Source organism: Phosphitispora sp. TUW77 (assembly GCF_048453025.1).
In the GTDB taxonomy this organism is placed as follows: Bacteria; Bacillota; Thermincolia; order Thermincolales; family UBA2595; genus Phosphitispora.
Map to the genome: position 1 here is coordinate 772353 of NZ_CP156677.1, position 24067 is coordinate 796419.

Annotated in this window: 15 protein-coding genes and 1 riboswitch; of the genes, 14 read left to right on the top strand and 1 reads right to left on the bottom strand. The window is 42.2% G+C overall.

The window, feature by feature from the left end; all coding sequences use genetic code 11:
• The first annotated feature begins 1 nt into the window (after nt 1).
• From ABFY19_RS03600 to ABFY19_RS03625, 6 genes are all read left to right on the top strand, one after another.
• Nucleotides 2-1663 (top strand): amidohydrolase, encoded by a 1662-nt coding sequence (locus ABFY19_RS03600; RefSeq protein ID WP_418791877.1) that lies wholly within the window; start codon nt 2-4, stop codon nt 1661-1663.
• A gap of 244 nt (nt 1664-1907) precedes the next feature.
• A complete protein-coding gene (locus ABFY19_RS03605) occupies nt 1908-3515 on the top strand; it encodes an ABC transporter substrate-binding protein (protein ID WP_418791878.1) in 1608 nt (535 codons plus the stop codon).
• Between the two features lie 32 nt (nt 3516-3547).
• Nucleotides 3548-4555: an ABC transporter permease gene (locus tag ABFY19_RS03610; RefSeq protein ID WP_418791879.1), complete on the top strand. Its 1008-nt coding sequence runs from the start codon at nt 3548-3550 to the stop codon at nt 4553-4555.
• The gene (locus tag ABFY19_RS03615) at nt 4513-5358 is read left to right on the top strand and encodes an ABC transporter permease (RefSeq protein WP_418791880.1); all 846 of its coding nucleotides are present in this window, start codon (nt 4513-4515) and stop codon (nt 5356-5358) included. Before ABFY19_RS03610 ends, ABFY19_RS03615 begins: the two co-directional genes overlap by 43 nt.
• Nucleotides 5351-7054 (top strand): ABC transporter ATP-binding protein, encoded by a 1704-nt coding sequence (locus ABFY19_RS03620; RefSeq protein WP_418791881.1) that lies wholly within the window; start codon nt 5351-5353, stop codon nt 7052-7054. Before ABFY19_RS03615 ends, ABFY19_RS03620 begins: the two co-directional genes overlap by 8 nt.
• Nucleotides 7055-7093: 39 nt before the next feature.
• Entirely contained in the window at nt 7094-7969 is an 876-nt protein-coding gene (locus tag ABFY19_RS03625) for a class I SAM-dependent methyltransferase (protein WP_418791882.1), read from the top strand.
• Between the two features lie 3 nt (nt 7970-7972).
• On the opposite strand, the gene ABFY19_RS03630 is transcribed toward ABFY19_RS03625, so the two are convergent.
• Entirely contained in the window at nt 7973-8803 is an 831-nt protein-coding gene (locus tag ABFY19_RS03630; RefSeq protein WP_418791883.1) for an MBL fold metallo-hydrolase, read from the bottom strand.
• Nucleotides 8804-8911: 108 nt separating this feature from the next.
• A riboswitch (cobalamin riboswitch) is annotated at nt 8912-9097 on the top strand.
• Nucleotides 9098-9649: 552 nt separating this feature from the next.
• On the opposite strand from ABFY19_RS03630, the gene ABFY19_RS03635 reads away from it, so the two are divergent.
• From ABFY19_RS03635 to ABFY19_RS03670, 8 genes are all read left to right on the top strand, one after another.
• Entirely contained in the window at nt 9650-12424 is a 2775-nt protein-coding gene (locus tag ABFY19_RS03635) for an S-layer homology domain-containing protein (protein ID WP_418791884.1), read from the top strand.
• A gap of 12 nt (nt 12425-12436) precedes the next feature.
• A complete protein-coding gene (locus ABFY19_RS03640) occupies nt 12437-12952 on the top strand; it encodes an ABC transporter substrate-binding protein (RefSeq protein WP_418791885.1) in 516 nt (171 codons plus the stop codon).
• Between the two features lie 40 nt (nt 12953-12992).
• Nucleotides 12993-14465, top strand: a complete 1473-nt coding sequence (locus tag ABFY19_RS03645) for a stalk domain-containing protein (protein ID WP_418791886.1) — start codon at nt 12993-12995, stop codon at nt 14463-14465.
• 41 nt (nt 14466-14506) lie between these two features.
• Nucleotides 14507-15529 carry a FecCD family ABC transporter permease gene (locus ABFY19_RS03650; RefSeq protein ID WP_418791887.1) on the top strand — a complete coding sequence of 341 codons (1023 nt, stop codon included), beginning with the start codon at nt 14507-14509 and terminating at the stop codon, nt 15527-15529.
• Nucleotides 15526-16713: an ABC transporter ATP-binding protein gene (locus ABFY19_RS03655; protein WP_418791888.1), complete on the top strand. Its 1188-nt coding sequence runs from the start codon at nt 15526-15528 to the stop codon at nt 16711-16713. The genes ABFY19_RS03650 and ABFY19_RS03655 overlap by 4 nt, the downstream gene beginning before the upstream one ends.
• Nucleotides 16714-16726: 13 nt before the next feature.
• Nucleotides 16727-17863: a radical SAM protein gene (locus ABFY19_RS03660; protein ID WP_418791889.1), complete on the top strand. Its 1137-nt coding sequence runs from the start codon at nt 16727-16729 to the stop codon at nt 17861-17863.
• A 225-nt stretch (nt 17864-18088) separates the two neighbouring features.
• On the top strand, nt 18089-21517 hold the full coding sequence (gene cobN, locus ABFY19_RS03665; RefSeq protein ID WP_418791890.1) for a cobaltochelatase subunit CobN: 3429 nt from the start codon (nt 18089-18091) through the stop codon (nt 21515-21517).
• Nucleotides 21518-21889: 372 nt separating this feature from the next.
• Nucleotides 21890-23797: a magnesium chelatase subunit D family protein gene (locus ABFY19_RS03670; RefSeq protein WP_418791891.1), complete on the top strand. Its 1908-nt coding sequence runs from the start codon at nt 21890-21892 to the stop codon at nt 23795-23797.
• The last annotated feature ends 270 nt before the right edge of the window (nt 23798-24067 follow it).

Consider the following 24067-nt stretch of genomic DNA (forward strand, 5'->3'; position numbering starts at 1 on the left):
AATGACCCAAAAAGCAGAATTAGTTTTTAAAAATGGTTTTATTTATACTGCTGATAAAAATCGTTCTACAGCTGAAGCAGTAGCAATCGCTGACAGTAAGTTTGTCTTTATTGGCAGCAGTGCCGATGTTGAAGCTTATATTGATTCCAATACCGAAGTTATCGATCTTAACGGTCAGTTGGTTATGCCATCCTTTTTTGAAGGTCATGCCCATGTAAGCAAATCTGTTGTTAACCACTTTGGCTGTAATTTGTTTGGTATTAATACTTTGGAAGACTATATTTCTGCATTAAAAGAGTTCTTAAAAGAACATCCTGATTTCCCGGCAATTAGAGGTAATGGTTGGTTAGAGGCAGTATTCCCAGGTACCGGTCCCAAAAAAGAAGATTTGGACAAGGTATCCACAGAAATACCAATTGTTTGTACTTCTGAAACCCTGCACTCCGTCTGGGCTAATTCCAAGGCCCTTGAAATGGCGGGAATTACTAAGGACACTCCGGACCCTAAAAATGGCAAAATTCATAGAAATGAAGATGGCAGCCCAAGTGGTTGCTTAAGAGAGAGTGCACAGGATTTAGTATTCAATGTCTTGCCTGATTTCACCGTAGAGCAGTATAAAGTTGGGATTTTGGCTTATCAGGAACTGGCCCATAAATATGGTTTCAATGGAGTGTATGACCCGTGGCTTGATCATGGCAGTAATGCGATTGAAGCCTTTAAGGAACTTGAAAAAGAAAATAAACTAACCATGCGTTATCGTGGTGCTTACTGGATTAATCCAGAGCGCGGCTTAGATCAGGTTGAGGAATTAACAGCCAGCAGAGCTAATGATTGTAATGGTGAATTGTTTAAAATCAATGGTGTCAAGTTCTTTGTTGATGGTATTATAGAAAGCGTTACAGCCTGTTTGTTGGAACCTTATGTAGAAGCTGAAGGTAAAGAAGCAGGATATAAAGGTCATCCTATTTGGGAAGCTGAGCCGCTGAATAATATGTTAGCCGCATTAGATAAAGAGGGCTTCCAGTTGCACTCCCACGCAATGGGTGATGCTGCCGTAAGGGCTACTTTAGATGCTGTCAAGTTTACCCAAAAGCAAAATGGCAAGCGTGATGCCCGTCATACCGTTACACATGCCGGATTAATTGACCCTAATGATATTCCTAGGTTTAAGGAATTAGGTGTTGTTGCCATGTTAAACACTTATTGGGCCCAAATAGATGATTTGTATTTTATGAACGGTTCTTTTGTAGGTATGGATCGTGCCGATAAATTCTATCCGGTAAACAGTCTTATTAAAGCGGGAGCACTGGTTTGCAGTGCGAGTGACTATCCAATTACCGCAATTCCCAATCCATTTATCGGTATTGAAATTGGGGTTACCAGAACGGCTCCGGATAACTATCATCCATGGATATTTGATTATTCTAATTCTGTGTTCCATAAAGCACACTGGCCTGAAGAAAAGGCAAGTTTACCTGATATGATTGATGCATTTACAATTAACCAGGCATGTGCTTGCTTCCTGGAAGATGAAACAGGCTCAATTGAAGTGGGAAAATCAGCAGATATGATTGTAGTTGATAAAAATATTACAGAGATTCCGGCTGAAGATATCGGTACTGCAACTGTTCAAATGACCCTCTTTAAAGGGAAGAAAGTCTAGAGTTTTTAAAAAAATTTATTGACACACTGTTAAAAGTTTACTATAATGATTTGAAAGTTAAATATTAACTATCCCAAACCTGAAGGTTGGGTTGTTTGCAAGAAGCATTTGTTTCCCCCGGTTTTTATATTGGCAATAAATTAATATGGTATCGAAATTACGAACCAAGAAGGTTCGCTGCAAAAGCGACTTTTTGGTTCGTTTTAATTTGTTTACAATTACTTTAATGAGGGAGGCACAAAAAATGAAGTTATTCAACAACGGGTTGTATAAAAAGAATAGAGCGCTTATTATCTCAATTATGTTGAGTATGGTTTTGGTTTTTACCGGGTGTGACAAGACAACACAAACCCAGCAAGCTGAAGAGGTAAATTCTTCAGCCAATATTGCTGCTTATACCATAGCCGACGCGACAGGGGACTGGGGTTACCCGACTCCATACGGACATTACCAGCGGGGACCGGGGTACATAAGGATGAGCTTAATTTTTGACACCCTGGTGTGGAAGGATGAAAAAGGGTTTGTGCCTGCCTTGGCCCAAAAGTGGAATTATAGTGAAGGCGAGAACTCATATTTGTTTGAACTGGATGAAAAAGCAAAGTGGCATGATGGCCAGAAGCTTACTTCCAAAGATGTGGCATTTACCTTAGAATATCTGAAAAAACACCCATATACTTGGGTCGACCATAGCCGTATAGCTAAAGTAGAAGTTCTTGATGAATACAAGGTAAAAATATATCTGTCTGAAAAATATGCCCCGTTTTTAAACAACATAGCCGGTGTAATGCCGATTTTGCCTGAGCATATCTGGAAAAATATTGATAAACCTGAGGAATTTAGAGATTCACAGGCATTGATAGGCACAGGTCCATATAAGCTGGTGGACTATAACAAAGAGCAGGGTGCTTACCTGTATGAAGCAAACAAGGACTATTATCTTGGTATTCCAAGGGTTGAAAAACTCAGGTTTGTTAAAGTCAGCAATGAAATGGCTGCCGCGGCTTTAGAGAGAGGGGAAGTCAATTTTGCGCAAATCCCGCCTGAATTAAAAGATGATTTAGTTCAAAAAGGTTTTAAGCAAATTAAAACAAATTATGATTGGGCCCTTAAACTGATGATTAATCATCAGAAACAACCTTTTTCAAATAAAGAATTCAGACAAGCCCTTGCCTATGCTATTGACAGGGGAGAACTAGTGAAAACGACCAAGAGGGGGAATGCCCTGGCAGGATTCCCCGGATTATTATCCCCTGATTCCGAATGGTACAATCCGTCTGTTGACAATTATGATTATAACCCCGACCGGGCCCAGGAACTATTAAAAGGGCTGGGCTACAATATGCAGAATGGGTGCTTGACCAAAAACGGCCAGGAACTGTCACTGGAACTCTTATTCAGCCCGGATTTCGAGAGAGAAGGACAGTTTATTAAGCAGCAGCTTGAGAAAATCGGAATCGGTGTTAAGTTAAAAAGCCTTGAATCTAAAACTGTTGATTCAATGCTTGATGGATGGAAGTATGATTTAGCAATATCCGGTCATGGGGGACTCGGGGGAGATGCCGAAGTCTTGAATAAAATGATTTTGGGTAAGTCGTTCATGAGTGCCAGATATACTGTTGATAAGGATTTGAGCCGTTTGCTTAAAGAACAGATCATTACTGTGGATTCCGGTGAACGCAAAGCAAAGGTTGAAAAAATCCAGGAACTTTACGCTCAAAATATGCCCTGTGTGACACTTTATTACCCTGATTGGTATTATAGCTATGACCACAAGATTGGGTTTTTCAATACTAAAAACGGTATTGGGTTTGGCATTCCTTTGCCGTTTAACAAGATAGCGTTTATAAACTAGCTAACCGTTATGACAGCTTTGGAGGAACGCTCATGTTAAAGTTTTTTAAAGATGGAATCAATTATTTTATCGCCTTTGTCATCATCATTTCGTTAAATTTTTTGCTTCCCCGTTTAATGCCTGGGGATCCGTTAACGGCAATTTACGGGGAAGAAGCTTTAATACAAATGTCACCTGAATTCAAATCCCAACTAATACAGCGGCTTGCCCTGGACCAGTCCCTTTGGGAGCAGTTTACCTCTTATCTGTTATCTCTGGTTAAAGGAAATCTAGGATACTCTTATTACTATAATGCTCCGGTTTCTGATGTAATTATGGGAGCACTTCCCTGGACATTGCTTTTGGTAGGTACGGCAATTATCATGTCCACGATTATAGGAATAATTATCGGCTTGGAATCCGGATGGAGGCGTGGCAAGAAAACCGACAAGGTTTTATTGGCAGGGATAATGTTTTTGGACGGGTTTCCTGATTTCTTTCTTGGTATGGTTATGTTGATTGTATTTGGGGTGATTTTAGGTTTATTTCCCCTAGCGGGAGCAGTGACACCTTATGCCGGTTATTCAGGGATGGTTCTGGTCTTGGATGTTCTGAAACATCTTGTCCTGCCGGCTGCTTCCCTGACAATGGTGAATGTGACAGGGGCATACCTGTTGACCAGGAATGCCATGATAGCCGTACTGGGGGAGGCTTACATCTTTACTGCGAAAGCTAAAGGCTTGAATGATGCTGCAATCAGATACCGTCACGCCGGGAGAAATTCCATACTTCCGGTGATTACTCATACCGGCATGCAGGTAGGCAGGCTGGTAACTGGAGCGCTGTTTATTGAGACTGTTTTTTCTTACCCTGGTTTGGGACTGCTTATTCAACGGGGTCTCCAAACCAGGGACTATCCCGTTTTGCAGGGGGTTTTCTTTGTCATTACGGTTTTCGTATTGATTGCGAATTTCTCTGTGGATATCCTTTATAAAAAACTTGATCCGAGGTTAGAACCATGCACATTAACTACTGGCAAGAAATTAAATCCAACAATATAGGAAGACTTGGCCTTATATTTTTGATAATTATTGTAAGTGCTGCTGTTTTTTCGCCGCTGTTCTTTCCTTTTGACCCGGCAGGGCAGTCTCAGGCTTCTTTTCAACCACCGTCTGGAGAGCACTGGCTGGGCACTAATGATGTCGGACAAGATATTTTTTCACAATTATTATATGGTGCCAGGACATCCTTACTTGCAGCAGTATTAGTAGCTTTCCTGTCTACGGTCATAAGTGCATTTATTGGTGCGACAGCAGGGTATCAAGGTGGTATTTATGAGAAAGTAGTTATGCGGTTGGTTGATGCATTTCTTGTAATACCACCAATGCTTTTGATTATTATTATTGCGGCTTATGTTCAACCAGGGTTGTGGCAGTTGATATTATTGCTTTCCTTGCTGAGTTGGCCGGGAGGAGCCAGGATAATCAGGTCCCAGACCCTGGTGTTGAAAGAAAAAACCCATGTTTGGGCTTCAAAAACTTTTGGAGCAAGTATGGTACATATATTGACACGGCATATTATCCCTGACCTTGGTCCGGTACTTGCGGCTGTGATGATTCAGAGCGCGCGGCGCGCAGTGTTTATGGAGGCGGGGTTATCATTTCTTGGGGTAATGGACCCGATGACTATCAGTTGGGGTAAAATGCTGTACCATTCCATGAAATATGTTTATCTGGACGTATGGCAATGGTGGCTTTTACCGGTAGGGATATTGTTATCTTTAACTGTTATGTCTTTTACTTTTATCGGTTATTCCCTGGAGGAAGCAATGGATCCGAGGCTAAGGAGGGGAAGACATGCTTGATATCAGGAATCTAACTGTTAATTACGGAAAAACAAAAATACTAAATGGTGTCACTCTTTCAATAAACAGAGGGGATTCTATTGCCATCATTGGAGAATCGGGAACAGGCAAGACAACCCTGGCAAGGAGCATAATCGGGCTTGGGGAAGGTGAATGTACAGGGGAAATAGTTTTTCAAGGCACCAATCTTTTAGAACTTTCGCCTAAAGAAATGGCCAAAATAAGATGGAATAAAATCGCAATAGTTTTTCAAAATATAGAAGATGCACTAAATCCTGTACATAATGTCCTGGAACAGATTATGGAGCCAATGATTGCTCATAATTCATTAAAGAAATCGGAGGCCAAGAAGAAAGCGGTAGAATTACTAATTAAGGTAGGTCTTTCACATACCTGTTTTAATTTTTATCCTCACCAGTTAAGCGGGGGGCAGAAACAGCGGGTGTTGATTGCCATGGCATTGGCCAATGACCCGGAACTGCTCATCTTGGATGAGTCGACATCGGCCCTTGACCCGATAACCAAAGAGGAAATTATTAAGCTTCTTCAGGAGATAGGACAACAGTGTGCATTGCTGATAGTGACCCATGACCTGTCGATTGCAGCCAGGCTTGCCCGGAAAACCGCCGTTTTGTATGGGGGCATGATTGTTGAAGCCGGGCCAACGAACCATATCCTGTCTTACCCCAGGCATCCTTATACCAGGGGCTTGCTGCGCTCTTATCCGAACATGACAACTACCAAGGATTTACAGGGAATTCCCGGACGACTTTCCCGGCCTGAGCGTGGCTGTCTTTTTGCCCCGCGCTGTACCCAGCATACAGGCATATGTAACGAGTCATGTCCTGAACTCACCGAAGCAGAAGAGCGAATGATAGCTTGTCATCTGGGTGGTATTGTGCCATTACTGGAAATTGAGAATTTATCTAAGTCTTTTGGGCAGGTTAGGGCTTTAGACCGTGTCAGTTTTACCTTATTTGAAGGGGAGACATTGGCCGTAGTTGGAGAAAGCGGTTCTGGTAAAACTACTTTAGCAAGAACAATTATTGGTCTGCATGAGATGTCAGAGGGTACTGTGTTCCTGGGAGGTAAACAAGTAGAAAAAAGAAGTAAAGATTTTTACCGGCAGCTGCAGATGATTTACCAGAACCCATCCGAATCCATCAGCCATAGACATAATGTTTTGGAGGCCGTAAGGGAGCCTTTGGATGTACACAATGTAGGAAGCGCGGAAGAAAGAATAGAAAAAGTACGTAAAGTGCTGGATGAGGTTGAGCTGCCTTCAACCGACGAGTTTTTAATGATTTATCCTCACCATCTTAGCGGTGGGGAAGCTCAAAGGGTGGCTATTGCCAGGGCTCTGATCCTGGAACCGAAAATGCTTATTGCAGATGAACCGACTTCAGCTTTGGACCCCAGTGTTCAGGCAAAAATATTGAAACTGTTGCTGAACCTGCAGGAAAAAAGAGGGTTAAGTATAATTTTTATTACACATGATATTGCCTTAGCCAGAAAAGTAAGTGATCGGATTATGGTATTAAAAGAGGGTCGGATTGTGGAACAGGGTCCTTCTCATGTTATTCTTTCTGAGCCTCGGCATCCCTATACAAAAAGTTTGCTGTCTGCCGCTCCAACATTAGAAGCTGAGAAAATAGGTTTTGAAATGGGATATATAGAACGATGTTCAACTGCTTAAAAAATACTAGTAAAAAACATTGGGAGTGAGTTTGATAATATGGAAGACGAACGCAAAAACAGTATACAGGGTGATTTTTGGGCAAAGGCTTGGCAGGAGGCTTCCTGTCAAAAGAGAAATAACCGCATATCAAAAAACAATATTGAAAAAACAGTAGCCGTTTGGAATAATAGGGCAGAGAGTTTTGCCAGAAATACGGCTAAAGAAGGAAACCGGGCCAGAACACAGGCGGTTTTTGATTTCCTAGATTTTTGCGGAGTCAACATTGATGGCATAACAATCCTGGATATAGGCTGCGGCCCCGGCAATTACACTATTCCTTTGGCTAAAAGGGCAGCCCATATCTGGGCCCTTGACCCTGCAGTTGCCATGCTGGATATACTTAAGGAAAAAGCAGAAAAGACCGGTGTTGATAACATCACATATATTAACAAGCCTTGGGAAGATATAAACCTGCAGGATGAGGGATGGCTGAATAAATTTGATCTGGTTTTTGCTTCAATGTCACCAGGGGTAAATGACAGAAAAACATTAGAAAAAATGATTGACGCTTCCAAACAGTATTGTTTTATCAGCAAATTTGCCGGGCAGCGCAGGAACAACCTGCATGACAAACTGTGGCGGTTGGTCTTCCGGGAAGATTTATCGGATTTATCGATGGATATAATTTTTCCTTTCAATCTTGTATATTCGTTAGGGTATTTTCCTTCATTAAAATTTATTGCATCAAACTGGGTAAATGAAGACTCAGCAGAGGAAACGATTGTAAAGCTGAGGGACTGGTTATCGGGCTATACGGACATTACCCCTGAATTATCCAAAACTATACAAGAATTTGTGTTGGCTGAATCAGTAGGCGGTCAGGTAAAAGAAGAAGTTAAAGCAAATAACGGCATGATGATTTGGCAGGTGTAAATTTTAGGGCAGGGTCAATTTTAGAGTTGTTCCTACGGAACAAGGGAAAATCATCCCTGGGAAGGCCTGTTCAAGGGCAATTGCCCCGCGATGCCCGGTACAATGGGCGGCGCCGATTTTTTTTATATGGAATTTTCGTAAGACATCAAGGGTCTCCCGGATAACTTTGTCTGATGCTCCACTTAGGTGCATTCCACCCATAACTAAGTTAAAATGGTGTTCTCCCGTCAGTTCGGAAATATGTTCAAAAGTATTTGCCAAGCCTGCATGGCAGCATCCAAGGATGACTGCAAGACCTTCCGAGGTGTTGAGAATAAGGGTCTGGTCATCCAGCAGCAAATCTAACTCCATTCCTTCGGGGTCATTATAAAAGCTCGTAAGATTGTCCTCAATACTATATAACCTTGGGATTTCCCCGGTAGTTATGCATCCTGGGAATAATTCCTGGGGCTCCTTGGATAAGCAAAACTTATCAGTATGTTTGATTAATTCCTTCGGAATCCCTATTTCCCTGGAACACTTTTTGGAAGTTACGTAATAGCGTTTTTTGAAAACATCCGGATGGGCATGTACCGGTATCTGAGGATATAAACTCAACAGAGCCGGCAAACCTCCGGTATGGTCATAATGTCCATGACTCAGAACTACTTTATTTATTTTACGCAAATCAATGTCCATGATTTGTGCGTTCTCAAGAAACAGGCTGCTTTGACCGGTATCCCACAGAACTGACCAATCAGGAGTTTCAATCAGAACAGACCAGCCATGTTCAGCCTTAAAAGGCGAAGAATAAACAGTATTTTCAACTAATATGGAGATTTTAATTTGCTTCATAAAATGTATTATCCCCCTCTTGTTGTATTAAAGCAATTTTATCATATTTTAAACAGAAATAAACAAAATTTTCTGGACAGTTTTGCTGCAGTTATGATAGAATGATTCAAAAGAATAAACCGAGCAAGTGATTCTGTTTTTAACAGGATTGAAAAGGGAAGCCGGTTTAAATCCGGCGCGGTCCCGCCACTGTGAGAGGGAGCTTGTCTGCATTATGCCACTGGAGATTCCGGGAAGGCGCAGAACATGCAATGACCTTAAGCCAGGAGACCTGCTTGCTTGAACTCGCCGCTTTACCCACGATGGATGGGGAGGAAGAGAGCCTTAGTGTTTTTTTACCCTCTGCATTGTTGTGCTGAGGGTGTTTTAATTTACAACCAAATATATTTTATAATAGGTGTTTTATCCCGAGGGGTAGAACTTAAATGGAATTCATATAAATTTGCTGTGACGGGGAATGTGCTCAAAAGCGGAATTTAACTTGAGTATATAATGAACTGGAAAATCAGTAGGTCGGCCTATCTAATACACCTGGTTCAAATAATTTTGGAGGTGATTAGAGAAGGCTTTTTTGTTTTAAAATTACATATACCTGAATAGGTGTTTTACCCTGAGGGGTAAAACTTAAATAGCAGTATCTATGTTGATTACTTTAAACCATAAAGTGGGTGTAAATCGGACAACTTACTTGCATCCATGATGACATGGGGTCAAAGCAATGGGCCTATTCTAATACACCACAGAATATTGGGAGGTGATTAGAGAAGGCCGTTTTTTAATTTCAACTCCCTAGTCTGATAGACCGGGGATTTTTTATTTATAAACATATCAGTGGAGGGATGATAAATGTATTTTCCTAAAAAACTGCTTCAAAGGTTTAAAATACTGTTTATGGTATTGGTTGCTGTTATGTTCTTCATAATAACGCCGGCAGTTAATGCTAGCGAGGTTAACTCGTTGGATAATTTTGCAGCGGAATTTGTATATGATGATTATACAATAAACGGTTTTCAAAATAGCGAATACAGTGTGGGTTCTTATGCGTTTTATGTTTTTAACCAGGCTGGTATTGATGTCAATTCATGGTTATATGATGACGAGACCTTTGAAGAATCTGTAACAAACGCTATATATACTGACATATTAAATGAGCCGGAAAAATCAGCTAAATTGTTGGCTCAAGATTTAGCCGCCGCAAAAGTGCTGAACCAAAACGATTATGCAGGCCAATTGGTTGATATATTTGTATATAGGCAAACTGTCAACGGGTTTGATGACAGTCTTTTTTCCAACATTCCGGCATTTGAACTGATAGGTGCGGTAGGTTTGATTGATGAACTGGATACAGGCATGACCAAGGAATATATTTTAGGACAGCAAAGTACGACAGTTGATAACGATGTCTACAGCTGGGGTTTTACATATGGCGAATATTATCCGGATTTTATAACTACGGCCAAAGCCATTAGAGCTCTGCATTATTTGGACCCTGGGCAAAGTGACCCGGAAATTCAGGAAGCTATTGATAATGGACTGGCTTGGATGCAAAACCAGCAGCAAGATGATGGCAGTTTTATAGCAGGATATCCAGGAATGGATGATCCGCTGATTGATACTGCAGAATTAATTATGACACTGGCAGCATTGGACATGGACCTTGAATCATGGACTAGCATTGCAGGCAACAGTGCAGTTGATTATTTACTGAATAATGCTCTCAATGAAGATGGTAGCTTTGGTCAAAGCCAAAACGTTCTGGATGCTGTTATATTTATTAATGCATATAGTTTGGTAGATAACGGGTTATATATTTACCCATCCGACACAACAATGGATGTTGGGGATAATGAGCAATTAAAAGCCTTTTGGAAGAACGCTGACGGGACGAATGACGTAACATGTGTGGCAGAGTGGTCTGTGATTGACAGCAGTATAGTAAGTGTTTACAGCGATGGGGCGGTAAGCGCTTTAGAAACCGGGCAGACAACAGTTCAGGCGGTTTATGGAGGGCTAACGGCATCTGCTGCTATAAATGTTGAGTCTTTATCCAGTGGCGATAGTCCGGGCAGTGGTTCGACTTCGACAGAAGTGGAAGTAGCTATGGCTATAGTAGATGGTGATGGAAACATTCTTTTTGCTCCATCTGAATTTACAGTAGATGATGATAATGAATGGGGCCTTACCATATTAGGCGCCCTTGATGCTTCCGGTGCCAGCTATACTACTGCGGAATGGGATTGGGGCAATTATGTGGATTCGGTTCAAGGATTGGCAGCCACCGGATCATCGGGATGGATGTTTGCCCTCAACGGTCAGCAGGCAACTACCGGTGCTGAAGATCAAAGTATTGAAGACGGTGATCAAATCATATGGTACTATGTCTCCAGTATGGATGCTCAGCCTCCTGAATGGAGCGATTTGGTGAGAAGTTCTTCCGGAGATAGTCGAGTTAGTGTTGAGGAATCAGATACGGTTAGCGATACCGATTTAAATACGGCTATTCAGAGCTCAGAATCTACCGGACAGATTGTATTGGAACTAGAGGATACAAAAACTACATTGGCATTATCCAACGATCAAATAACCAAAATTTTGAAAACCGGCAAACCTCTGGTTGTCAATGTCAATGAAATGCAATTTGTGTTTCCTGCGGAAACTCTGAAGCTAGCAGAGATAACGGGAGAAAACGTTAAGCAGCTTATTATCGATGCTGAAAAATTAAGTGACTGGAAAATTCAAACTGAAATCAAGCCTTTCTATAATGAAAAATTAAAACCTGCAGGCAATATCTATGAGTTAAATGTTATGGTTGTAGATACAAATGATCAACAACAAGCCATCAAACAAGTTTCCGGCTGCCGAATTACCTTGCAGGTAGCTGAGGGTTATAGGGAAATAGCCCAGACCGGTATGGTTCAGGCCTATCACTATAATGAAACGAGTGAAAAATGGGAGTTTTTGGGTGGTGCATATGATACACAAACTAATACAATTAGTTTTTATACTGACCATTTTAGCAAGTATGCTTTACTGGTGGCAACCGCTTCCTTTGACGATATTGATGGACACTGGGCGCAAAAGGAAATTGAGATTATGGCTGCTAATGGGTATGTAACCGGTATGTGTAACGGTATCTTTTCAGCGGATAACCATATTTCCAGGGCGGAGTTTGTCACTGTCTTAACCAGGATAGCCGGCTTGACGGCAAATCCTGTTGGGACAGTGCAATTCAGCGATGTGCCTGCCAATGCCTGGTACCGGGATGCAGTAAATGCTGCTGTTTATAATGGTATAGTATACGGGGTCAGTGCTGACCGTTTTGCTCCGGGTGAGTTAATCATGAGAGAGCAGATGGCCGCTATGATTGAACGGTTGCTGGCTAAGAAAAACATGAATTGTTCTATAAGCGATAATAAAGTAAATAAAGTTCTAGGCAGTTTTACAGATACTGCTCGTATTCACTCATGGGCGCTGAGACCGGTTGCCCTGGCGGCTCAAGAAAAGTTAATGAACGGGCGGGGCAATGGGCAGTTTGTACCACAGGGGAATGCTACCCGTGCAGAAGCCACGGTAGTTCTTTATCGGGTGTTACAGAAATTTGTATTATATTCGGCAACATAATGGAGGTTTATTATGAGGAAACGTTATTTATTATTTACCTGTGTCTTATTAGCTGCCATGTTAATTGTGGGAGCATGTGGTCAGAAAAGTACGGAGAAAAAAGAAATTCCTTTATCGGAGAACAAAACGATAAACGAAGGATTTCCTTTAACCATTGAAGATGCTTTGGGAAACACGGTAACACTGGCAAAAAAACCGGAAAAAGTAGCTGTAATATCCGGTCAGTTGATTGACTTGTTTTGTTCTTTGGGCGGCAGCACGATATGCTCTGTAACGCTTGATGAATTGACTGCTGCAAAGGATACTGCCGGACAATTGCCGGTGATTGGCAGCACCTCTGCTCCTGATTTGGTGAAAATTATTGATTTACAACCGGATCTTGTGATTGCTGAATTTGGGCTTCAAAATGATATGGTTTTTATGCTGCAGCAGAGCAATATACCGGTGATTGCCTTGAACCTGGAAGGAGAAGAAAACAAAAAAAAGACAGTCAAAATACTGAAGGAAGTAGCTGGTATCAAGTCATGATTATCGGAAATTATCGGAAACATTTAAGGGGGGATTTGCAATGAGAACAAACTTTATAAAACATAGGAAACTCATATCTCTTTTCATAATTTCTGCTATTGTTGTTTTGGCGTTGCCGGCAATTTCTACTGCTGCACCGGCAATTCAAGTTAATATTAACGGCAAACCGGTAACATTTGGCAATACCCAGCCTTATGTTATTAATAACATTGTGATGCTGCCTGTGAGAACAATATCTGAGGCTCTTGGTGCAAATGTAACATGGGACGGGGTAAATAACAATGTTATACTTCGAAGAGGTAATAACATTTCCATATTAAAGAAGGGTAACGATACAGTATATGTAAACGGCAAGGCATTCAAGCTTTTGACCGCATCTAGTATAAGAAACGGTTCGATGTACGTCCCACAGGATTTTATTACAGATGTATTCGGATTTCAAATTTCCTATGACAAAAAAACTGCCAAAGTAAGTATCCAGATAAAAGAACTTCCGGTATATTATTCAAAGAATTTCCGTATCAAGTACCTTGATAATGGATGTAAATTGATTACAGATGGCGAACATTACAGAATCCTTCTGGTTCCCCGAGGGAAAACTGCCCCGAAAGGGATTATTGCCGATAAGACTGTGTATATACCTTTGCAAAAAGTAATGACAGCTTCATCCACTTTTGCGGGTGCAATGGCTAAACTAAATGTTCTGGACAGCCTGAAGGCTGTTACTACATCAAAAGATTACTGGTATATTCTAAAAGTAAAAGATCTGGTAAGCCGGGGAGCTATTAAATATGTTGGCGGCGATAATATGGAGCCGCCGAATTATGAGCTTGTAAAATCCATTAATCCCGAACTGGTATTTTTGTATACTGGAACAGCCGGACAGCAGCATGTTATGAGAAAGCTTTCCGAAATGGGAGTCAGTTTTGCGGTGAACAATGAATACCTGGAGCCTGATGGCTTAGGACGCTTGGAATGGATTAAATTTACCGCTGCTTTTTATGATAAAGAACTGGAAGCTGAAAAGATGTTTAATGATGCGATAAAAAATGTTTACACTGCCACCGCTAAAGCAGCAGGTCTTACAAAGCCGAAAGTGGCTTGGGGGCTTTCGTGGCAAGGCAAGGTATATATTACCAATCCGGCTTCATATGTAGGTAAGTGGATTACGATGTGTGGCGGGGATTATGTTTTTAAAGACCATAATGTCAGGGCAGATACCCAAGTCAGTCCGGAGTATTTTTATGCTCAAGCCAAAGATGCCGATGTATTTATATTTTCATCAACGACAAATTACATGAAGAGTCCTACCATAAATCAAATCGTCAAAGAAAATCCGTTATTTGCTAACCTTAAAGCGGTAAAAAACGGAAATGTATGGGCATATGCACCTGACTGGTGGCAAACCATTCCTGAAACCGATGTTTTTGTGAAAGATATTGCGGCTGTATTTCATCCTGAGGCTTTTCCGGGGTATAAGCCGGTCAAGCTGGTCAAACTTCCGAGGGAATAGACCTAAGATGAATTGTCATAGTTTTGGGAGGGAAATTATTAATGTCTTTTGCGACAAAGTGGAATAATGTGTTGATTTTCAGCCTTTTGCTGACCGTTCTTGTGCTGGTGTTCCTGCTTAATATTGGTATAGGTTCAATAAAAATCAGCCTGCCGGAGGTAGCTAAGATTATTATAAACAGGATTCAAGATGATTCCGTCAACTCCACCATCGTATGGAAAATCAGGCTGCCAAGGTCTATTGCTGCGATTATAGGAGGCTCTGCAATTGCAGTTGCGGGACTCATGTTCCAGATCTTTTTCCGGAATCCCATTGTAGATTCATATATACTCGGGGTTTCTTCAGGCTCAACCCTTTTTATGGCTTTATTTTTGCTTGGCGGATTTACCCTGGGGTTCTCCACTTTATCGCCTTATTTCATGTTTTTTGGCGCATTTTTTGGTGCATTGCTTGTTACCGGGATTATCTTGTTGTTTGCATACAAAGTACGAAGTTCCGTGACTTTACTAGTTATAGGGTTAATGATCGGCTATTTGTGTTCGGCAGCTACCGGAGTTTTAGTGACCTTTGCCGATAATGAAAAAGTAAAAGGATTTATGATTTGGTCGATGGGGAGCTTTGCCGGCTTTACCTGGGAACAGGCATATCTATTAATGCTTATCAGTCTTCCCTTTCTATTTTTTGCCTTACTCATTTCGAAACCATTGAATGCTTTTCTCCTTGGTGAAGACTATGCGAAAAGCATGGGTGTTAACATTATACTTTTTCGGATATTTATAATTTTAGTTTCCAGTGTATTAACAGCTGCGGTTACAGCTTTTGCCGGACCGGTAGCATTTATCGGGATGGCGGTACCGCATATTGCCAGGCTTGTTTTACGTACTTCCGATAACAGGGTCCTGATACCTGCAACTATTTTGTTTGGGGGCATTATTACTGCTTTATGTGACCTTATTGCCCGGACAATAGTTGCCCCAACGGAACTGACTATCAGTACCGTTACTTCGTTTTTCGGGGTACCTATAGTAATCTGGTTATTATTAAACAGGAGAACGTCATTATGAAAATGTTGGAGACCATTGACCTCATAGTAGGACACGAAAAAAAGGCAATTGTTGAAGGGATTAACCTTGAAATCCTGCCTGGTCAGCTTATTGCCCTGTTGGGTCCCAACGGCGCTGGGAAATCAACTATCTTGAAATCGTTTTCTGCTTTGCTTGTGCCGTTAAACGGGGCAATTCATATTCAGGGAGAAGACTTGTCACACATCAAAAGAAAAAACCTTTCAAAAATCTTGGCGGTGGTTTTGACTGACCGCTTGAACGCGGGTTTGTTAAGAGCTTTTGATGTAGTTGCCATGGGCAGGTATCCCCATACAGGTTTTCTTGGGGGGTTGTCGGTACAGGACAAAGAAATAGTATCGGAGTGCCTGCGGATAGTTAATGCAGAAATTCTTGCACAGAGATATTTTAACGAACTTAGTGATGGAGAAAAACAAAAAATACTGCTGGCACGAGCTCTTGCACAAGAGCCGGAAATGATTATCCTGGATGAACCTACGACTTACCTTGATATCAGACATAAATTAGAAATTATGTCTATTTTGAAGAGATTTAGCAGGGAAAAAGGTATTACAGTAATTTTTTCTCTTCATGAAATCGACCTGGCGTTGAAAAGCTGTGATAAGGCGATATTGGTGAAGGACGGTAAAATTGTAGATTATGGTTTGCCGGAGAAGGTGGGTAACAATAAAGCGGTTTTGGACCTTTACGACATTAACTCTGCCGGTTATAACGCCTTTATGGGTACAATTGAAATTTCCAACAATAGGGAGCCTTCTGTTTTTGTAGTGGGTGGGGCCGGAAAAGCAACAGGGATATATAGGACGCTTACCAGAAACAATATTGGTTTTTGTACCGGAATCTTGCATGAAAATGATGTTGACTGCCATGTAGCTGAGACCATAGGAGTTGTTACAGTTAAGGAAAAACCTTTTCAGAATATTGGATTGAAAGCTTACCGGGAAGCACTAAACCTTATTAAAGAAAGTTCACTGATGGTAGATGCCGGATTTCCGATTGCAGAAACAAACAGTCTTAACCGCAAGCTGGTGTTGGAAGCACTGCAGAATGGACAACGGGTGTGTACGATACGGGATGAAAAGGAGAATAGGCAGCTTTATGGTGATTGGTCAGATAAAATGATATATTGTCATACTGCTGTAGAGATTCTTCCTCTTTGTTCATAAGGACGTGAACTTGATGAAGGGAAAAATACTGCTTGTGCTTTGGACCACCAGTGAATGCAATCTTCGCTGCAAATACTGCTATGCGTCGGCCGTACAGGAAAAGCAGAAAATGGGCTTTGAAACTGCTTGTAAAGCTCTGGATATGGTTAGAAACAGCCCTATAAAAGTGCAGTTTGCAGGTGGAGAGCCAATGTTGAACTTTCAGTTAATTGAACGCGTGTATGACTATATTAGAAGGAAGGGTTATAATGCATCTCTGCAAATGCAGACTAATGGCACACTTATTAATAGTGAACGCGCCCGGGCATTAAAAAAAATGAAAATTGCATTGGGAGTAAGCTTGGATGGTACAGCAGATGTCAATGAACGCCTGCGGGGCGGAACAAAGCTGGCGGTTGAAGGAATACGGGAATTAGCCCGGAGGGGTATGATGGTTAACATCAATAGTGTGGTAACAGCTCAAAACGTGGAAAAGCTGCCGGGACTGCTCGATTTTGCATTATATCTAGGTAATGTTGGCGGCATAGGGCTGGATCTTTTGCGAATAGCAGGAAGCGCAAAAGAAGATCAATCCGGGGTATCCCAGCCCAGTGCAGAGCAGCTAAGGACAGCTCTAAAATCTATGCATCAGAGAAGTATGGATATATATAAACAATTTGGCAGGCGTATCGTTATTCGTGAAGTTGAAGAAGCAAAAAAGCGCCTATTTGCTGGACAAACCCCCGGGTCTTACTGCTATGCGTCTTGTGGACGGTCTATCGTTGTGCTGCCTGATGGGAACATTTATCCATGCGGTTCTTTGATCGGCAGGCAGGATTATTATATGGGCAGGGTAGATGACGGAAAATACACCCCTGTTTCACTTAAGGGCATTAAACCTGGCAGGTGTGACGAGTGTAAATACGGAAACATTTGCCCGGGCGGGTGCCCATCCCGGATGATTGTAAATTATGATGAGGAGCCGCAGCTTAACTCTCTTGATTGTGTGCTCAAAAAGACCGCATTTGAAATAGCAGAAAAATGCATTTATTCGATGAATGGAGGGAACCAATGTGCTGAACCTGGTAGTGATATTGACAAGCAACGAACCTTTTTTAACCATCAGGGAAGCAATCAAGATATTGGAGGAAGAGCATCCGGGACAGTTTAATATTCAATTGTTTGATACTACGACCCTGGATAATGACATGGACAACTACAACTCCTGTATTAGAGCTACAAATGAAGCTGATATGGTTTTTATTAAAATTCATGGTTCGATATCTTTTTTCAAACGGTTTTTAGACTATTTTGGAAGATATAAGGGAAATAAAAGGTTTTTTATTACCACAAGCATAGAAGAGGAAGTGGCGAGCTTTTTGAGAAGCTAAACATATTGCCGGAGGATTATGCAAAACTTTATAAATACTATATATCAGGTGGCTTAACAAACTATATAAATATGTTTAAATGGATTGCAAATGAATTCAGTGCTGCCTGTTTTGAAGCCTGTGAGCCTGAAAGCCCGAGCTGGAACGGTTTATATGACCCGCTGCTGGATTCTGAAGATGAAAATACAATACTTGATAAGGCTGTGTCCGGACTCAAGCCGGTGATTGGAATCCTTATCCATGCCGGACTTATGCACAGGAAAGACCTTAAGCATATAGATGCTTTGATGGCGCGGATAAGGGAGCTTGGCTCAACACCTCTTTGCGTTTATTCAGGCATTATTCCAGACAAAAACCTTGGGTGTGAAGGCATCAAGGCATCACTCGAAAGGTACATGATGCGTGATGGCAAACCGATTGTTGGTTCTATTATCAACACGACCTCCTTTTCTTTAAGTGTGCTTTCCGAACCTGGTGATGGTTCAAAGGCAAAGGAGGAAAGTATATTTTCAATGCTTAATGTCCCTGTTTTACAGGCTATGACAACTTATCAAACTTATGAAAAATGGAAAAGCTCACTTACCGGAATTGATAGTCTTTCCATGAGCTTTTGCGTGTTCCAGCCCGAATTTGATGGCCAGCTAATATCTGTGCCTTTTGCTTCTACCGAGATCGAGGAATATCCAATGGGACAAAAAAAGGTATCAACTCCCATCACAGAAAGGGTGGATAAAGTAGCCAGGCTGGCCATTAACTGGGCACAGCTTGCACTTATGGAAAACAGCAAAAAGAAGATAGCAATAATTCTTCATAATAACCCTCCTCGCAATGATACTATCGGAGGAGCAGCAGGCCTTGATACCCCTGTATCTGTCTATAATATAATCACTGAACTCAAAAACTGTGGTGTAAAGCTGGATTATGACTTTGCCGATGGGAAAGAGATCATAGATAAAATTATTGCAGGCCTAACCAATGATGGAAGATGGCTTCCTCCAGAAAAAATGCTGGAAAGAAGTATCGATACTGTAAATGGAGACCTTTACAGGCAGTGGTACAGTGGTTTTGGTGAAAAGGTCAGGAGCAAAATGGCAGAAGACTGGGGGGAGCCTCCAGGTAAATTTATGGTTGTTGAAGATAACGTATTGGTCCCTGGAATTTTAAATGGCAACATATTTATTGGACTGCAGCCTCCGAGGGCTCAAGAGGAAAAGGCTGAAGAGCTTTATCACAGTACCGATATGGTGGTGCCTCACCAGTATGTAGGTTTCTATAAATGGGTTGAGCGGGTATTCAAAGCAGATGCAATTATGCATATAGGTACTCATGGGACTATTGAATGGCTGCCCGGCAAAGAAGTTGGGCTTTCCTGCGAATGCTACAGTGATTTAAACATATCCTGTATCCCTCACATGTATCCATATATTATAAGCAGCCCTGGCGAAGGTACCCCGGCAAAGCGCCGGACCTATGCGGCACTGGCTGATTATATGATACCTTCAATGGTAGAGAGCGGTACTTATGACGAGCTTACCGAAATGGATGAGCTGATGCGCCAATATTACCATATAAAAAGTGTTGATGTGAAGAAACTGCCGATAATACAACAACAGATTTGGGATCTGGCGGTCAAAATGAATTTGAATGATGATATCGGTATTTCTCAGGAAGATGCAGATTCTGATATCGATGGTTGTATAGAACGTCTTCATTCATGGACTACCAATATTCAGGCATGTGAGATAGCCGATGGGCTGCATATATTCGGAAAACCACCGGAAGGTGATAGGTTCAGAAATATGCTGAAAATGTTGGTCCGTGTAAAGAATGCCGAAGTACCTTCACTGCGTGAAGGTATATGTGATATACTGGGCCTGGATTTTGAAGAGCTTCTGGCGGCACCTGAAAAGATGACAGATGATGGTAAATCAAATGCAATCCTGCTTGCCGAGGCAGACGAAATAGGCAGGCGAATTTTTCTTGAACTTGAAAAGGCCGATTATGATGAAAAAGCTGTTAGTGAAATAATTAAGAGGTTTGAAGTTGACAAAAAGAATAGCTCAAAGCGTCTTAAGCAGTGCCTTAATTTTGTATGTACTTTTGTTAAACCACGTGTGCAGGGCATAACAGATGAATTGGATAATCTTATCGGCGGAACAAATGGTAAGTTTATTCCTCCAGGTCCGTCTGGCCATCCTACAAGAGGAAATGCCAGGCTTCTGCCTACTGGCAGGAATTTTTATTCGGTAGACCCGGGTGCGATGCCATCACGCTCGGCATGGGAAGTTGGTAAAACTTTAGGGAAACAATTGATTGAAAGATACACAAAAGATGAAGGAAGCTGCCCGGAATCTGTTGCTATACTCGTTTGGGCAACGGAAGCGATGAGGAATTACGGGGACGATATTGCAGAGACACTGTATCTGCTGGGTGTACGTCCGGTTTGGCTGGGCAGCAGTGACCGGGTTGTGGGTACGGAAGTGATTCCGATGGAAGAACTTGGCCGCCCCCGGATAGACGTAACACTGCGCATCACAGGTCTGTTCAGGGATGCATTTCCTAACTTGATAGAAATGGTGGAAGATGCGGTCAATCTTGTGGCATCACTTGATGAACCCCACGATATTAATTTTGTACGCAAACATGTAAGTGAAGAAGTTGCTGAACTGGTACAGCAGGGAATGGAGCGGGAGCAGGCCTTTGAACGCTCGGTGATGCGTATCTTTGGTGATCCTCCAGGCACATATGGGGCAGGTGTTAATTCGGTAGTAAACAGTAAAAAATGGCAGACTGTGAACGATTTAGGACAGGTATATACAAATTGGGGCAGCCATGTTTACGGGAAAAAATTTCATGGCGAAAAAGTTCCTGAAGTCTTTGCACGCAGGATGAGTAGAACAAATGCAGCCATAAAGAACGTATCGGCAAGAGAAAGCGATATGCTCGATAGTGATGATTTTTACAATTATTTTGGAGGTCTGGTTTCAGCCATTACTACGCATAGCGGCAAACAGAAACCGGCATATATTCCCTGTACAGCCGATACCGAACATATAGAGACGCTTTCAATACATGAGGAGGCTTCACGGGTAATGCGTGCCAGGATCAATAACCCCAAGTGGGTAGAAGGTCTGAAACGGCACGGCTATAAAGGCGCTATGGAGGTTTCTGTTATGGTTGATATTGCTTTCGGCTGGGATGCAACCACCGATGTAATAGATGACTGGATGTATGATCGTATTGCAGAGAGATATGCCTTTGATAAGGATACAACCGATTGGATGCGTGAAGTTAATCCATGGGCTTTACATAATATAGCGGAAAGATTGCTTGAAGCTAACCAGCGGGGTATGTGGAACGCTTCAGAAGAAAATGTTGCCCGGCTCCAGGAGATATATCTGGAAATGGAAGGCAGCATTGAGGAAATCATGTAATTAAGTAGGCTCTCGGAAATGACCGGAGATGAAATATGATGAGGCATTGTACCAATTTTCCACACTGCCACTGGAGAAATCTAACCTTGTTCCTGGCGAAGCCATAGACTAAACCGCCAATTCGGCTCCTGCCTCAATGGCGGCTTCGCCATCCATGGCTCCGGTCTCTGGCTTCGCTTAGCGGAACTTTGGTAAGATTTCTTACAGCGGCAGTGCAAGGAAAATCTTGCACAACACCTCACCATATATCACGGTCATTTCCGGAGCCTACTGTGGAGGAAAAAAACAAAAAGTACAAGGCACAAAGCCTTAAATATTAAGGAAATTCTATTTCCGAGAGACTTAATTAACTTTGGGGAGGATTCTTGATATATGAAAAATATAGTGTTTCCTTTTCCGGCTATTTTGGGGCAGGAGAAGATAAAGAAAGCACTTATATGGAATGTAGTTAATCCAAGGATCGGCGGCCTGCTGATAAGCGGAGAAAAGGGTACGGCCAAATCCACTCTGGTAAGGGGACTGGCAGCCATGATCGATGGTCTGGAAGTAGTGGAATTGCCCCTTAATACTACAGAGGACAGGCTGGTTGGCGCGATAGATTTGGAAGGCGCTATAAAATATGGCATTAAGCGTTTTGAAGCCGGTATTTTAGAGAAGGCCCACGGCAATATGCTTTATGTTGATGAAGTGAACCTGCTCAGTGACCATATAGTAAACAGTTTGTTGGAAGTAGCAGCTTCCGGAGTCAATGTAGTAGAGCGTGAAGGGATTTCCTACCGCCACCCGTCCAGATTTGTGCTGGTTGGCAGCATGAATCCGGAAGAAGGTAAGCTCAGGGCACAGTTTCTGGATAGATTTGGATTATATGTTGAGGTAAAGGGTGAAGAAGATACGCGGAAGAGGGCAGAGATAATACGACGCAGGCTGGAATTCGAACGCGACCCCAAAGTATTTGTTAACAAATGGGATAGGGAGATGATAGCAGAAAATAAGCGGATATACTATGCCCGTGAGGCTCTAAAAAATGTTGTAGTCACAGATAATGCAATGCAGTTTGCCGTAACTATGGCCAAGGAAGGTAACTGTGCAGGTCAGAGAGCGGAACTGATGATAGTTGAAACAGCTAAGGCCATAGCTGCTTTAGACGGCAGGAATGCGTTAAATGCTAAGGACATCCGTGAAGCAGCCGAATATGTGCTGCCTCACAGAATCAGGGATATTCCAAATGAGCCCTTGAGCTCGCCGGAACAGGCGCTTCCAGAGGAAGAACAACAAGAAGAACAACAAGAAGAACAACAGGAAAAACAACAGGAAAAACAGCAGCAAACAAGTAGTGATAACTTGCCAAATGAAATGGAAGACAATCGGGATGAAATGGAAGACAATCAGGGTGATGAACGGCAGCTGCAGGATAAGGATTCGGATGATAATGATGACGAACTAATCGATAAACCTGGGCAGATTTTCATGGTAAAACCATGGATAATGGACGACCAGGAGAGAACCTCGCGTAAAGGCAGCGGGAAACGTAGCCTAGTTAAAACCAGTTCAATGCAGGGAAGGTATGTCAAATATAAATTTCCAAGGGCAAGCTTAATACAGGACATTGCGTTTGATGCAACACTGCGTGCTGCGGCGCCTTTTCAGAACAGCAGGGACAAAAACGATATGATGGTTGCCATACATACAGGTGACATTAGACTCAAAGTCCGTGAAAAGCGCACTGGTAATACGATAATGTTTGTGGTGGATGCAAGCGGCTCCATGGGTGCCAATAAGAGGATGAAGGCGGTTAAAGGGGCAGTATTGTCTTTGCTTAACGATGCCTATCAAAAGAGAGATAAGGTTGGACTTATCGCTTTTCGCAAGAAGTCCGCAGAGCTTATGCTTGGTATCACCCGTAGTGTGGAGCTTGCGCAAAAACGGCTGCAGGATATGCCGACAGGTGGCAGAACACCGCTTGCGGAAGGATTGAAAATGGCTTATGATGTTTTAAAAGCTGCAAAAGTAAAAGATCCTGACATTATACCGGTTGTTGTGCTGGTTTCAGACGGTAGAGCAAATTTTGCCTGTGGCGGGTTAAACGCATTTGAAGAGGCTGTAAAAGCAGCAGGGAAATTTGGGACAGAAGGGATAAAGTCTATCGTTATTAATACTGATTGTGATTTTATAAGGCTTGATTTGGTTGATAAAATTGTAGATGCTATGCACGCAGATCATTTTCGCATAGAAGATTTGGAAGCTGAAAGTATTGTAACGGCACTATCTGTTTCTGTTTAAATTTGGTAAGGCATTGCATTGATTTTCAGCTTTGGCATCGGAGAATTCTAGCCTTGCTCTTGGCGAAGTCACGGACTAAACCGCCAATTCGCCGTCCGTGGCTCAGTGGCGGCTTCTCGCCGTCCATGGCTTCGGTCCGTGACTTCGCTTAGCGGAGACTTCGGTAAGACTCCTCACGATGCCTGCGCAAGGAAAATCTTGTGCAACACCTCACCAGATTCCACGGTCATATCCGCAGCTTACTGTGGAGGATAAAACAAAACGTCCATG

What these genes read in the sequence shown, in the direction of transcription:
- ABFY19_RS03670 (WP_418791891.1), top strand. Translation starts at nt 21,890, where the DNA reads ATGAAAAATATAGTGTTTCCTTTTCCGGCTATTTTGGGGCAGGAGAAG.
- ABFY19_RS03620 (WP_418791881.1), top strand. Translation starts at nt 5,351, where the DNA reads ATGCTTGATATCAGGAATCTAACTGTTAATTACGGAAAAACAAAAATA.
- ABFY19_RS03600 (WP_418791877.1), top strand. Translation starts at nt 2, where the DNA reads ATGACCCAAAAAGCAGAATTAGTTTTTAAAAATGGTTTTATTTATACT.
- ABFY19_RS03640 (WP_418791885.1), top strand. Translation starts at nt 12,437, where the DNA reads ATGAGGAAACGTTATTTATTATTTACCTGTGTCTTATTAGCTGCCATG.
- ABFY19_RS03625 (WP_418791882.1), top strand. Translation starts at nt 7,094, where the DNA reads ATGGAAGACGAACGCAAAAACAGTATACAGGGTGATTTTTGGGCAAAG.
- ABFY19_RS03630 (WP_418791883.1), bottom strand. Translation starts at nt 8,803, where the DNA reads ATGAAGCAAATTAAAATCTCCATATTAGTTGAAAATACTGTTTATTCT.
- ABFY19_RS03660 (WP_418791889.1), top strand. Translation starts at nt 16,727, where the DNA reads ATGAAGGGAAAAATACTGCTTGTGCTTTGGACCACCAGTGAATGCAAT.
- ABFY19_RS03655 (WP_418791888.1), top strand. Translation starts at nt 15,526, where the DNA reads ATGAAAATGTTGGAGACCATTGACCTCATAGTAGGACACGAAAAAAAG.
- ABFY19_RS03615 (WP_418791880.1), top strand. Translation starts at nt 4,513, where the DNA reads ATGCACATTAACTACTGGCAAGAAATTAAATCCAACAATATAGGAAGA.
- ABFY19_RS03645 (WP_418791886.1), top strand. Translation starts at nt 12,993, where the DNA reads ATGAGAACAAACTTTATAAAACATAGGAAACTCATATCTCTTTTCATA.
- ABFY19_RS03610 (WP_418791879.1), top strand. Translation starts at nt 3,548, where the DNA reads ATGTTAAAGTTTTTTAAAGATGGAATCAATTATTTTATCGCCTTTGTC.
- ABFY19_RS03605 (WP_418791878.1), top strand. Translation starts at nt 1,908, where the DNA reads ATGAAGTTATTCAACAACGGGTTGTATAAAAAGAATAGAGCGCTTATT.
- ABFY19_RS03635 (WP_418791884.1), top strand. Translation starts at nt 9,650, where the DNA reads ATGTATTTTCCTAAAAAACTGCTTCAAAGGTTTAAAATACTGTTTATG.
- ABFY19_RS03650 (WP_418791887.1), top strand. Translation starts at nt 14,507, where the DNA reads ATGTCTTTTGCGACAAAGTGGAATAATGTGTTGATTTTCAGCCTTTTG.